The organism is Cohnella abietis (assembly GCF_004295585.1).
GTDB classification, from domain to species: Bacteria; Bacillota; Bacilli; order Paenibacillales; family Paenibacillaceae; genus Cohnella; species Cohnella abietis.
Map to the genome: position 1 here is coordinate 2,794,005 of NZ_AP019400.1, position 12,426 is coordinate 2,806,430.

Genomic DNA, 12,426 nt, shown 5'->3' on the forward strand with positions numbered 1-12,426 from the left:
CTTCATTTTTAGTTAGATATAATAGTGTTTAGTAAGTGCTTCATAACAAAATTAGAGTGATAAATCATACAAAGGAGCTATTATCTCTATGTCATCATTTTATAAAATTGTGGTCGCAGGCTGTGGAGGCATGGCTAATACGTGGATTAATTATGCACTTGGACGTACAGATGTGGAGATCGTCGCTCTAGTCGATATTAAGTTAGAATTCGCTCAAGCGATGGCGGAACGACATGGACTAACTTGCCTAACTTACACGGACATTAAACATGCAATTGAAGAAACGGGAGCAAATTTGGTATTTGACATTACGATTCCTGCCAGCCATTTTGCAATTAGTACGGCCGCGATGGAGCTGGGATGTGACGTTTTCACGGAAAAACCGTTGGCCGAGTCGCTTGAGGAATGTTTAGAGATTATTCGGATCTCCAATCGGACTGGGCGTACACATACCGTTATGCAGAATCGACGTTACGATGTCCGTATTCGAGCTTTGCGTGAGCTGATTTCCGACGGACATATTGGGAAACCGGGTTACGCTGGAGCAGACTTCTTCTTGGCACCGCATTTTGGGGGCTTCCGTGACGCGATGGCAAGCCCTTTATTGTTGGATATGGCCATTCATACTTTTGATCAAGCCCGCCTTATACTAGGGGCAGATCCGGTATCTGTCTACTGTCAGGAATTTAACCCCGCGGGTTCATGGTATAGCGGACAGGCGGCTGCTATATGTATTTTTGAAATGTCGGATGGATCGATCTTCTGCTACAGGGGCTCATGGTGCGCTGAAGGTGCGCAAACCTCGTGGGAAGCTTCGTGGCGTGTTACTGGTGAGAAAGGAACGGCGATCTGGGACGGGGTAAACAATCCTTACGCTGAAGTAGTTGCGCCCGTTGATCAGGAGGGGAGATTTATTCGTGAGTATACTCGGATTGAGATAACGGAGGAGCTTGAGCAGGTTAGGCCTTTTCACGAAAGCTGTTTGGACGAAATATTCACAGCGCTGAAGGAAGGAAGAAAAGCAGAAACAGATTGCAGCGACAATATTCATAGCATGGCTATGGTTTTTGGTGCAATTGAAAGCTCAAGATTGGGTCGGAAAATAGCAATCGCTGAGCTGATGGGGAGCGAGGAAGTCCAATAATGGTCGATTGTTGATGCCGATTGATGTCATGTATAATGGTTGCTATGACCAAAGCGTGGAGGGAATTCAATGGCACAGCTTTATTTTAAATACGGGACGATGAATAGCGGAAAATCCTTTGAAATTATTAAGGTTGCCCACAATTATGAGGAGCAGGGGAAGCCTGTGCTTATTTTCACCCCCTCGATTGATACGAGGAACGGCTCGGATAAGGTTGGATCAAGAGTCGGATTTACGCGACAGGCTATTTCAGTTGATGAGGATACGAATTTATTTGATTCTGTGAAAACGCAGCTTTCCGGCTCTGGCCGATTTTTCTGCGTACTCGTAGATGAAGCGCAGTGGTTGAAGAAGCATCATATTGTAGAGCTAGCTCGTGTTGTGGACGAACTGAATGTGCCGGTAATGGCATTCGGGTTGAAAAATGATTTTCAGAATGAGCTGTTTGAAGGCAGCTATCATTTGCTCGTATATGCGGATAAAATCGAGGAAATCAAGACGATTTGCTGGTACTGCGACCGTAAAGCGACGATGGTCATTAGGTTCAAGGACGGCTCACCTGTAAATGAAGGCAACCAAATTCAAGTCGGCGGCAGCGAAGACTACAAACCAGTTTGCCGCCGCTGCTACAATGAGGCATTCAAGCAAAAGTAACCCGTGTGGGGCTGAGGCGGGGCCCAGAAAGAGCGTAGCCTGATCTCAGATAGAACGAGCGTAGCGGGGGCCGAGATAGAGCGCAGCCGGAGCTGGGCTCCCGCCATTGTAGCAAAACGCGACGATGATGAGTCAGGGAGCCGATTTGTTTCGCTCAAAGTAGCAAAATGCGACGATGATGAGCCTGGGAGCCGATTTGTTTCGCTCAAAGTAGCAAAACGCGACAATGACGAGCTCAAGCGTCGATCCATCCCCGCTCAAAGCAGCAAAATGCAACTATAACGAGTTCAAGCGCCGATCCATCCCGCTCAAAGTAGCAAAATGCAACTATAACGAGCTCAAGCGCCGATCCATCTCGCTCAAAGTAGCAAAACGCGACAATGACGAGCTCAAGCGTCAATCCACCCCGCTCAAAGTAGCGAAATGCAACTATAACGAGCCAAAGAGTTAATTGCCCCCGCTCAAAGTAGCAAAACGCGACAATGACGAGCCAAAGAGTCGATCCGCCCCGCTCAAAGTAGCAAAACGCGACGATGACGAGGCAAACCTCCTCAGCCATGTGCCTCAATCCAGTCAAGCTGCTCGAAAAATCGCTAAACTCCCACCACGCGTACCTAATCCAGTAATCTGAGTTGCTCGAAACAAACATACAGCCTCCAACAACCGCCTTCCTCTCCGAAACCCAGTAGCTCAAAAAGATCGAACAGTATCCACCACTAACTCAATATCCCATTGCCAATCTCTACTCATAGTCACAATCGCAACCCAACAAACTAGTTAGTTTTCTGCGAGAGAGTTTCTTGGTGCGGGAATCAGGGGCTTTAAGTAGAGGGAGGTTGCTAGTGCGGAATCAGGGACATGGGTGTAAATAAGATTACATTCGGGATGCAGCCAACTAACTTGAACTGCGGACTTGAACTGCGGACTTGAACTGCTGAGTGAAAGGGATAATGGAAAGAGAGGTTACTACTCCAAGACTACGGTACAGTCGAGTTTTAGAGTGATGGGCTGGTGAATATCGAATGGGCAATGAAACAATCGGCGAGATTTAATGCACATCTGGGCTCATAGTCACACTCGCAACTCAACAAACTAGTTAGTTTTCTGCCGAGGGGGAGTTTCTTGACTCGGAAACGGGGGCATGGATGTGAGTTTCTTTTCAACCAAGGGAGTTACCTGGTGCGCGAATCAGGGGCTTTCAGTAGAGGGCGGTTGCTAGTGAGAAATCAGTGACATGGGTGTGAATAAGGGGGATGAATAAGCATCATCAGGGATGCAAGCCAACTAACCTGATCTTCTGCTGAGTGAAGGGGATAGTGGCAAGAGAGGCTGCTACTCAAGAACTCCGGTAAGGCGAGATTTAATACGATAGGTTGGGTGAATAACAGATGTGCAATGAAACTATCAGCTACAATATAATCTTTTTTATTTTCCGAACATAGAATTAACTGAAAACATTGTCGATATCCGTGTAAGCAATTACAATGGTAGTATATTGAAAATATAGGCATATAGAATGTGGGGATTATTAATGGCTGAGAACAATAAAGAATGGATTAAGCTTTGGTCGGAGGGTGCTCCGGGGGCGCAAGGTAATGGGGATGAGGATACACCAGCAATTATGGCCTATCCGGTAAATGGAGAAGTAAAAGGAGCAGTGATTGTCTGCCCTGGCGGTGGATACGCTATGCGGGCGGATCACGAGGGTGAGCCGATTGCACTGTGGTTGAACAGCATCGGAATACCTGCATTTGTATTGAGATACAGAGTTGCTCCATATCGATATCCTTCCGCGCTGACTGACGTACAAAGGGCTGTTCGTTACGTCAGGCACCACGCTGACCAATATGGTATTCAAGGAAGTAGGGTTGGTGTCCTCGGCTTCTCCGCAGGCGGACACTTGACTGCCTCGATTGGTACTCACTTTGATTTGGGCAATCCGAATGCTACGGACCCTATAGATAGGCATTCATGCCGTCCAGATGCGATTATTCCTTGTTATCCAGTTATTACCTTTAAGCCGCCTTTTTACCATAAGGGTTCGATGCTGAATCTCCTTGGTGACAGTCCCGATCCGGAATTAATAGAGTATCTAAGCTTAGAAGAAAAGGTCACTCCAGATACTCCGCCGACCTTCCTATGGCATACTGCTGACGATGATGGAGTTGTGGTAGAGAACTCTTTCCTATTCGCCACTGCGCTAAGAAAAAATAATGTCCCATTTGACTTGCACGTATTTGAAAAAGGTCCTCATGGAATGGGTTTAGGAGAACAAGATCCTCATGTTGCGTCTTGGACAACTGTTTGCGGCTTATGGCTTAAGAAACAGCAATTTTAAGTTAGGAGCTACCTGATGCTTTTTGTTTGGATTGCTTTATGGGCGGTTGCTCTCATATTAATTGTTGCGGATTATCGTTCACCTGTTAACCGCTGGCTTAGTGCGGTTGCTTTGTTCGGAGGAGCCGGGGCGTTGGCTGCCACACTCGCTGACGTCTTTATTCCTTACCTTCATTCGAATCATCCGCAGCAAAAGCTAGAAAATATATTGTATAACGTCCAGGCCGGAGCTTCGTTATCATCCTATTATGGGCTACCCTATTCTTATGTGCTATTTGCTATGGCGTATAAGGCTGTTAACTTATCCCGCTCTAATCAGCGAAAAGTTGCTCTTATTTTGCTAGCGCCAATTGTTCTGTGCATTATTTTTACGCCTCCATACAATGAATATCATCCGATTAGTCACTCTATCGTTGTGTGGTGGGCGGTGCCTTATTTTCTAATTGGAACGTGTCTGGTATTGACCAAGAAGTCTCAGAACTACTCGATATCTCATACTCATTGGATCACATGCCTAGCCGTTCTGCCACCGATTCTATTCAGCATGATTATGAGCTATGTACTTCCAAGCTTCGGAATATTGAGAATGTGGAAATATAACGTCTGGTTCGTGAGTATTGGAGTTCTTGTGTTTCTAATTGGACTGTTTACCTATGGATTCTTAGGGATTCGGGTTCTAATAGACAGGCGCAGGCTTGCCTCTACGCTCAGGGCCGTTACCTCGGGAACTGCAATTCTTCATCATGCGATCAAGAACGATGTAGGCAAAATGCGACTATTTACTGAGAAAATGAGGAACTATGCCGAAACAACAAATCAACCTGAGCTAGTGGAAGATATTCATGTCATTCAAACTGCATCCCATCACATACAGGATATGATTTCACGGGTTCATCACCGTACGGAGGATCTTGTCATACAGCCAAGAGAGGTTGATCTAGAAGCTCTTGTCCGAGGAACAATCAAACCCTTCGAGCCGTTACTGCAACAGATTAAGCTTGAAGTCACGTTTCCCCAAGGCTGGCTGTGCACAGTAGATCCCGCGCAAGTGGGAGAAGCGCTTAACAATATTATTTCTAACGCAATCGATGCAATGAAAGGCTCGGGCAATCTTTCCATTACGCTACATGAAGCGAAGAGAGAATTAAGCTTGGAGGTTCGTGATACCGGCTCCGGGATGGATAAGGCACAGACAGCTAAAGCGTTAGAGCCTTTCTACACGACGAAAAGCAGCAAAGAAACGAACTTTGGACTTGGGTTACCATATGCGTACTATGTCATGCGTAAGCATGGTGGGTCCCTTCATATTCGCAGCAAGCTGGGTGTTGGTACGCGAATTTATTTGATCTTTCCGAAGCGCAATGTAAATGCAGTTAGGAAACTGCCAGAGACTGTGGTTATGGAAGGGAGGACAGCTCATGGATAATATTAAAGTCTGGATTGTCGAGGATGATAAAGACTGGCTCCGAGGACTGAAATCATTTCTAGGAGCACAGTCTGGGATTGAGGTTATTTTTACTGCGGATAATCCCGAAGCAGTCAGGCAAGCGCTTGAAAGTGAAGCCCATGAGGCTGACGTCGTACTCATGGATATTATGCTGGATGGAGTTCCTGCAGGAATTACGCTGGCTGAAGAAGTGGCGCTATCAATTGGGGCTAGAGTGATCATGCTGACCTCTATGGAAGAGAAAGAATTTATTTTCAGCGCATTTCAAGCAGGAGCTATCGACTATCAGATCAAATCTGATTTCGAAGCTCTACCAGATGCGATTAAAGCAGCAGCAAGGCGGGAATCACCGATTAGCTCATCAGCTGCCGAACAAATGCGTGAGGAATTTCGTCGCTTAAAGCGTCTGGAGCGGGAATTCGAAGTAAAGAAAATGCAAGATTTAATTACACCCTCTGAGCTTGAACTGCTCAAGCTTATAGACAAGGGCTATACCCAAACCGAAATCGCAAGTCGCCTTGTCATATCGATTCGAACGGTTAAAAATCACGTTAATCATGTGCTCAAGAAGCTAGGCTCCAAAGGCTCCAAGGAAGCAGCTAAAGAGGCGAAAGATATGGGGCTACTGTAGGCAAAGCCTCATCCTTTCTTTCGCTCCTTTCCTTCGGCCCTTACCCGCGCAACCATGTCCACTTATATTCTTGTCATCTCTAGGGTACCTTATAAAGTTGGTACTTTTTTTTTCGTACATATTTTCTAGAATAAAGTGATCAAGTAAATCTTACTCTAGGAAAGAGGAAATGGGATGACATTCGTACCCTTCTCATGGGCGCATCTGTTAGGGCTTGCCATAGCGGTCGTTACTGTTGTGGTCATGGTTAGCTTTAGGGAGAAGTTAAGGGAGCCTAAAAATAATCGCAAAGCCAGATATGGACTTGTCATTGTGCTGGTTGGCTGCGAGATATCCCTTCAAGTGTGGTATGGTCTTACGGACAACTGGGGCCTGCAATCCTTACCCTTCCAATTATGCAGCATGATGATGTGGTTATCCGCATTGCTGTTACTGACACGAAACCGTAAGCTCTATGAAATCACCTTTTTCCTAGGCATCATGGGAGCTCTTCAAGCGCTGCTTACGCCAAACCTCGATGCTTCATTTCCGCAATTCCGCTATTTCCACTTTTTCATTGCACATACCGCCATAATCGCAGCAAGTGTTTTTCTAACTGTTATTGAACGCTATAGACCCACTTTCTTTTCCGTATTCAGAGCTCTTGGATGGTTGCATGTTTTAGCTATACCAGCGGCGATTACCAATACTCTGACCGGAAGCAACTTCATGTTTCTCGCTCGAAAGCCGGATACAGCTTCCATACTGGATTTGCTGGCACCATGGCCTTGGTATTTGCTCGAACTGGAGCTCGTTGCGGTTATACTTTGCTTAGCTATGTTTGGTATTGTCCTTGTTATGGACCGTTTGTTTCTGAAGGAAGAGAGGCCGGATGAGCGTCCAAGTAGCTAAATGTGTGATCATTATCACAGCACCAAAATCGTCATAAGTGTAAAGTAACCTTATTAAATCCAACTCAACAAGTCATTGAGGGGGGAGTGAGTATGGAGACAGAAGCTTTAGCTAAAGTTGAGCAGCTGGCTTTGAAGAAGCTGAAGGTGTTTAAGCAGAGCCGATTACGTTACCTTTCCCGTTCCATGCTAGCCAGCATGTTTATCGGTTTCGGAGTTATAGTTGCATTCAAAACGGGTAGTTATTTCTATAACGTGCATTCACCGTTCACTTATCCAATGGCGGCAATTACCTTCGGAGCGGCGATCATTCTGATCTCGTATGGGGGCGGCGATCTATTTACGGGGGACACCTTCTACTACTCCTACGCGGCGCTTCGCAAAAAAATCAAATGGACAACGACGGTTAAGCTTTGGCTTTGGAGCTATGGGGGAAACGTGTTAGGAGCTGCGGTTTTTGCCTTTCTTATCTATACAACGGGCCTATTCAAGGAAGCGAGCGTTAATGAATTCCTTCTCAGTGTAGTAGATAAGAAAATGCATACGCCAACCATTGAGCTATTTTTCCGGGGAATTCTATGTAATTGGCTAGTATGTCTGGCTTTCTTCATTCCGATGTCCATGAAGGAAGACGGAGCTAAGATGTTCGCGATGATGCTGTTCGTATTTTGCTTCTTTATCTCGGGCTATGAGCATAGCATTGCTAATCTATGTACGTTTGCTATTGCCCTTGTTTTAAATCACCCTGGAACAATTTCCTTCAGTGGTGTGATGCACAATCTCATTCCAGTAACACTCGGAAACTTGATTGGTGGCGGGGTTCTCATGAGCTATATGTACTATTATGTGAATAAGCCTTTTCTGGAAGATACGAAAATTGAACATAAACAATAGTCTGGAGGAATTTTAAAATGAAAAAAACAAGAGTTGTTGTTATAGGAACAGGAGCAGTGGGCTCTACGACTGCGTATACGTTGCTGCTTCGGAATCGTATGGATGAGTTGGTGCTTATTGATGCCAATCACAACAAGGCTGTCGGTGACGCGCTAGATATGAACCATGGGATGCCTTTTACTGGGGGCGCTAAGCTATGGGCGGGAACTTATGAGGATTGCCGAGAGGCTGACATTATTATCATTACGGCAGGGGCCGCCCAGAGAGATGGAGAAACCCGTGTTGATCTGCTCAAAAGGAACGTATCTATTTTCGATAGCATTATTGAAGAGGTGTCAAAGGTTAACACTCAGGCGATCTTGTTAATTGCTTCTAATCCTGTTGACATTATGAGCTACTTTACATGGCGGAAGCTGCAGTGGCCTATAAACCGAATTATCGGATCAGGCACATTGCTGGATAGCGCGAGATTCCGTTATCTAATCGGGGAGAAGCTCGATATTGATCCTCGTAGCGTGCATGCTCATATTGTTGGGGAGCATGGCGATTCGGAGCTACCGTTGTGGAGCCTAGCCAATGTGGCCGGAGCTCAGCTGCAGCTTAGTGATGAAGATAAAGAAGATATTTTCACGAATACGCGTGATGCTGCTTACCAGATTATTGATGCCAAAGGCGCTACATATTATGCGATTGCCCTTGCGCTTGATCGGATTTGCACAGCCATTTTGCGAGACGAAGGTGCTGTGCTGAACGTGTCCACATTGCTGCAGGATTATCACGGTATTTCTGACGTGTACTTGGGTGTACCGTGTATCGTAGATCGCCAGGGTGTGAGAGAGGTCATGAATATTACGATAACCGACAGTGAGAAGGAGCTTCTTCAATGTTCGGCTAATAAGCTTAAGGGACTAATCGAATCCATTTCACCTGAAGCTTAAACCAAAAAGCATTTATGTTTCTTATATTTCTAACAATTAAATCTATCCTATCGGCTATTAAAAATGTACAATAATGGAGTCTTTATTTCATTATATTACCATTACACATTTAACCGATCAGGGGAGAGACGACAATGCTGCTGCAAAAAGGTCAGAAGCTGCTATTCATTGGAGATTCGATTACGGATTGTGAGCGGGCGAGACCAGCTGGGGAAGGCTTGTTTAATGCGTTAGGGAGAGGCTATGTATCTTTGGTAGATGCCTTGCTACAGGCCGTATATCCGGAGCTTGGCATTCGTGTAATTAACGTAGGATCAAGCGGGAATAATGTGCTTGATTTGAAAGCGAGATGGCAAGAGGATGTGCTTGATCGTAAGCCGGACTGCTTATCGATTATGATCGGGACGAACGATGTATGGAGGCAATATGATACGCCGTTTATTACCGAGGGACATGTATATGCGGACACTTATGAAGCAACTCTTCGTTCGTTGGTGAAGGAAACTAAACCCCTTGTAAGCAACCTTGTACTAATGACGCCTTTCTACTTGGAACGCAATGAACAGGACGCTATGCGCCATACGATGGATGAGTACGGAGCAATTGTTAAGAAAATTGCAGAGGAAAGTGACTCATTATTCGTGGATACGCAAGCAGCATTTAACCTTGTGCTAAAGGATCTGTATCCTGCGACATTGGCATGGGATCGTGTTCACCCTTCACAAGCGGGACATGCAGTATTAGCAAGAGCATTCCTGAACAAAATCGGATTTGAATGGAATAGAGGATAGGAATAGAAACCGACAACACTTGCTGGAGCGAGGTTGGCGGTTTTTATTTGTTTATCTTGAAACGCTCCAGATGATGTGTTAAGTTTTCTTGAATAAGAATTTCCCTCTGCTTAGAGCCCATTAAGTCAAAGTGGGGAAAAGGGGGGCGGAGATGAATGTATTTAGGATTTAATCCATGCGTGATGCACCAATTCTTTAATCTTTCGAGATTAGCATTCCCTACCTTGGTTACGGTCTGTATTTCAGGAAACCGAGCGTCGTACCAATAATGGGTCAAGAAGGCGGTTTCCCCGCGTGTTACCGACTTTTTCCATTCATTAAGTTCATTTCTTGTAATACCGAAAGCCACTTTGCTTCATCCTTTGCCTCTTAGTCATTGAAGATTTCATCATGAAAGTAGTATAGCACGGTTTAAGGAATGAAGATGGATTAGACGGGGTGGATAATAGACAGCATGGATATTTTTGTGCATATACTTTTGAATAACATACTACCTTTATCGATTATTATTGGCTTGGGAATTGTTCTACACAAAATTTTTAACTTGGATATTAAGACTTTGTCCAAAATGAACTTTTACTTGTTTTCCCCCGCGATTATGTTCGAGCTGTTATACGGGACAGCGATCTCGTTGCAATTGTTCGGGACGGTCATGCTATTCTTTGTCTTGTTTATGCTAGCTCAATATCTATTGCTGGAAATTGTCATTCGTCTGCGAAAATATGAGGGTGGTAAGCGAGCGGCAATGAGGAACAGTGTTCTTTTTTACAATAGTGCCAATTATGGTATTCCTATCAATCAGCTCGCTTTTGCGGGAAATGCTTATACGCTATCTATACAGATTATCATTATGATGATGCAATCGCTTATTCCGAACACCTATGGCATTTATAGCGTCAATGCACATAAGGCTAACTGGCGTGACACACTGAGAGTGATCCTTTCCATGCCAGTCATCTACGTCATTCCTATTGCGTTAATGATGCGTGGATTACATGTTCCAATGCCGGAATTTCTAAGCTTAAGCATTGGATACCTGTCACATGCATTTATCGGAACAGCATTATTCACTCTTGGTGTGCAGCTGGGCAGTATGAAAGGCGGGATCAGTCGGAAGCTTGCAATGGATGTCGGTATTGCTTCCGCTTTACGCCTCCTTGCGGGCCCTTTGCTTGCATGGGGTGTAGTCCTTATGCTCGACTTGGATAAAATGCTGGCTGCCGCGCTAATTGTCTCATCTGCTGTGCCGACATCGTTATCTAGCGTTTTGCTAGCTGTCGAGTTTGATAATGAACAGGATTTCTCCTCTCAAACTGTGCTTGTCACGACGGCATTGAGCATTGTAACCGTTACGGCTGTTATTTACTTGTTGCGAATATGAACGTTACACTAGGTCGCTCTTCTATGGGGGCGGCTTTTTGTTTACAAAGAAAAGTGCATATAAGAGTAGACTCACAGTTAAATTATAAGGGATATTCATGCCTTGGAGATAAGCTCACTTATAGTCAACAGTGTTAAAATAGCTTTAGATAAATCTCTTACTAAGAAGGTAGGCGAACGCTAGGTGAATAAGCTTAGAATCGGCATTGTCGGACTTGGTAACATGGGCATGGAGCATGCCAAATATTTGATTGAGAATCAAGTGAAGAATGCACAATTAACAGCGGTTAGCGATATTAGTCTTGAACGATTGAAGCAGGTAGCTGAGCAATGGGGAAGCGACGTTCAAAGGTTCGAAAGCTACGAGGCCTTGTTCAAATCGGGAACGGTTGACGCTGTAATGCTCTGTACACCGCATTATGATCATCCTCGGTTAGCTATTGAAGCGTTTACATGTGGACTTCATGTGCTAGTAGAGAAGCCGGCAGGTGTCTACACACGTCAAGTGAAGGAAATGAACGAAGCAGCAGCAGCTAGCGGTAAAATATATGGCATTATGTATAATCAACGTACGAACCCTCTCTACCTTAAGCTAAGAGAATTAATTTCTTCAGGAGAGCTGGGAGAAATCCGACGTACAAATTGGATTATTACGAATTGGTATCGCTCACAGGCTTACTATAATTCGAGTAGGTGGAGAGCAACATGGGCGGGTGAAGGCGGGGGAGTGCTCATTAATCAAGCTCCTCACCAGCTGGATCTATGGCAATGGACAACGGGATTAATGCCCAAAAGAATTAGAGCCTTCTGTGCCTTTGGTAAGGATCGCGATATTGAAGTAGAGAACGAAGTGACTGCTTATGTGGAATATGAGAACGGAGCGACGGGAGTTTTCGTTACTTCCACTCATGAAACTCCGGGCACCAATCGGTTTGAAATAACCGGAGATCGCGGGAAAATCGTTATAGAGGACGATAAAATGACCTTCTGGCGTCTGAGACAGCTAGAACCTGAATTTAATCGTGATAACACAAGTGCTTTCGCTCAGCCGGAATGCTGGAAATTTGATATTCCAGTTGCAGCCAGCGTTACGCAGCATTTGGAAATTACCCGCAATTGGACGGAAGCGATTTTACAAGGTACACCACTGCTAGCCCCTGGTGAGGATGGGATTAAAGGACTGACGTTGTCTAACGCGATGCTGCTGTCCACTTGGACAGATAATTGGGTCGAGCTTCCCATTGATGAGGATCTATTTTATGACAAGCTACAGGAGAAAATCAGACTATCAACCAAAGCCATAAGGTAGGGGAGGCCCAC

The 12,426-nt window shown here is 45.1% G+C and carries 13 protein-coding genes; 12 read left to right on the forward strand and 1 reads right to left on the reverse strand.

Translation table 11 applies throughout. From position 1 onward, the window contains the following. The first annotated feature begins 88 nt into the window (after nt 1-88). The 10 genes from KCTCHS21_RS11720 to KCTCHS21_RS11765 all read left to right on the forward strand — a co-directional run bounded on the left by KCTCHS21_RS11720 (nt 89) and on the right by KCTCHS21_RS11765 (nt 9,726). Nucleotides 89-1,144, forward strand: coding sequence for a Gfo/Idh/MocA family protein (locus KCTCHS21_RS11720; protein WP_130607936.1), 1,056 nt, complete (start codon nt 89-91; stop codon nt 1,142-1,144). Nucleotides 1,145-1,213: 69 nt separating this feature from the next. After that, on the forward strand, nt 1,214-1,798 hold the full coding sequence (locus KCTCHS21_RS11725; RefSeq protein WP_130607939.1) for a thymidine kinase: 585 nt from the start codon (nt 1,214-1,216) through the stop codon (nt 1,796-1,798). Nucleotides 1,799-2,024: 226 nt separating this feature from the next. Then, nucleotides 2,025-2,249, forward strand: coding sequence for a hypothetical protein (locus tag KCTCHS21_RS31115; protein ID WP_162309317.1), 225 nt, complete (start codon nt 2,025-2,027; stop codon nt 2,247-2,249). Nucleotides 2,250-3,329: 1,080 nt separating this feature from the next. After that, nucleotides 3,330-4,136, forward strand: coding sequence for an alpha/beta hydrolase (locus tag KCTCHS21_RS11735; RefSeq protein WP_179952672.1), 807 nt, complete (start codon nt 3,330-3,332; stop codon nt 4,134-4,136). A 15-nt stretch (nt 4,137-4,151) separates the two neighbouring features. After that, nucleotides 4,152-5,561 carry a sensor histidine kinase gene (locus KCTCHS21_RS11740; RefSeq protein WP_130607948.1) on the forward strand — a complete coding sequence of 470 codons (1,410 nt, stop codon included), beginning with the start codon at nt 4,152-4,154 and terminating at the stop codon, nt 5,559-5,561. Beyond that, nucleotides 5,554-6,213 (forward strand): response regulator transcription factor, encoded by a 660-nt coding sequence (locus KCTCHS21_RS11745; protein ID WP_130607951.1) that lies wholly within the window; start codon nt 5,554-5,556, stop codon nt 6,211-6,213. Before KCTCHS21_RS11740 ends, KCTCHS21_RS11745 begins: the two co-directional genes overlap by 8 nt. A gap of 174 nt (nt 6,214-6,387) precedes the next feature. Then, a complete protein-coding gene (locus KCTCHS21_RS11750) occupies nt 6,388-7,104 on the forward strand; it encodes a YwaF family protein (protein WP_130607954.1) in 717 nt (238 codons plus the stop codon). Nucleotides 7,105-7,196: 92 nt separating this feature from the next. Then, nucleotides 7,197-7,997, forward strand: coding sequence for a formate/nitrite transporter family protein (locus KCTCHS21_RS11755; RefSeq protein WP_130607957.1), 801 nt, complete (start codon nt 7,197-7,199; stop codon nt 7,995-7,997). Between the two features lie 17 nt (nt 7,998-8,014). Next, the gene (locus KCTCHS21_RS11760; RefSeq protein ID WP_130607960.1) at nt 8,015-8,935 is read left to right on the forward strand and encodes an L-lactate dehydrogenase; all 921 of its coding nucleotides are present in this window, start codon (nt 8,015-8,017) and stop codon (nt 8,933-8,935) included. 134 nt (nt 8,936-9,069) lie between these two features. Beyond that, entirely contained in the window at nt 9,070-9,726 is a 657-nt protein-coding gene (locus KCTCHS21_RS11765) for an SGNH/GDSL hydrolase family protein (protein WP_130607963.1), read from the forward strand. Between the two features lie 43 nt (nt 9,727-9,769). Here KCTCHS21_RS11765 and KCTCHS21_RS11770 read toward each other — a convergent pair whose 3' ends face one another. Then, the gene (locus KCTCHS21_RS11770; protein WP_130607966.1) at nt 9,770-10,075 is read right to left on the reverse strand and encodes a hypothetical protein; all 306 of its coding nucleotides are present in this window, start codon (nt 10,073-10,075) and stop codon (nt 9,770-9,772) included. A 105-nt stretch (nt 10,076-10,180) separates the two neighbouring features. Between KCTCHS21_RS11770 and KCTCHS21_RS11775 the strand changes: the two genes are divergently transcribed. Both KCTCHS21_RS11775 and KCTCHS21_RS11780 read left to right on the forward strand, forming a co-directional pair. Further along, nucleotides 10,181-11,107, forward strand: coding sequence for an AEC family transporter (locus KCTCHS21_RS11775; RefSeq protein ID WP_130607969.1), 927 nt, complete (start codon nt 10,181-10,183; stop codon nt 11,105-11,107). A 183-nt stretch (nt 11,108-11,290) separates the two neighbouring features. Beyond that, nucleotides 11,291-12,415, forward strand: coding sequence for a Gfo/Idh/MocA family protein (locus KCTCHS21_RS11780; protein WP_130607972.1), 1,125 nt, complete (start codon nt 11,291-11,293; stop codon nt 12,413-12,415). The last annotated feature ends 11 nt before the right edge of the window (nt 12,416-12,426 follow it).

Coding starts and splice junctions, on each gene's coding strand:
- KCTCHS21_RS11775 (WP_130607969.1), top strand. CDS start 10,181: ATGGATATTTTTGTGCATATACTTTTGAATAACATACTACCTTTATCG.
- KCTCHS21_RS11760 (WP_130607960.1), top strand. CDS start 8,015: ATGAAAAAAACAAGAGTTGTTGTTATAGGAACAGGAGCAGTGGGCTCT.
- KCTCHS21_RS11750 (WP_130607954.1), top strand. CDS start 6,388: ATGACATTCGTACCCTTCTCATGGGCGCATCTGTTAGGGCTTGCCATA.
- KCTCHS21_RS11765 (WP_130607963.1), top strand. CDS start 9,070: ATGCTGCTGCAAAAAGGTCAGAAGCTGCTATTCATTGGAGATTCGATT.
- KCTCHS21_RS31115 (WP_162309317.1), top strand. CDS start 2,025: ATGACGAGCTCAAGCGTCGATCCATCCCCGCTCAAAGCAGCAAAATGC.
- KCTCHS21_RS11755 (WP_130607957.1), top strand. CDS start 7,197: ATGGAGACAGAAGCTTTAGCTAAAGTTGAGCAGCTGGCTTTGAAGAAG.
- KCTCHS21_RS11740 (WP_130607948.1), top strand. CDS start 4,152: ATGCTTTTTGTTTGGATTGCTTTATGGGCGGTTGCTCTCATATTAATT.
- KCTCHS21_RS11720 (WP_130607936.1), top strand. CDS start 89: ATGTCATCATTTTATAAAATTGTGGTCGCAGGCTGTGGAGGCATGGCT.
- KCTCHS21_RS11745 (WP_130607951.1), top strand. CDS start 5,554: ATGGATAATATTAAAGTCTGGATTGTCGAGGATGATAAAGACTGGCTC.
- KCTCHS21_RS11725 (WP_130607939.1), top strand. CDS start 1,214: ATGGCACAGCTTTATTTTAAATACGGGACGATGAATAGCGGAAAATCC.
- KCTCHS21_RS11735 (WP_179952672.1), top strand. CDS start 3,330: ATGGCTGAGAACAATAAAGAATGGATTAAGCTTTGGTCGGAGGGTGCT.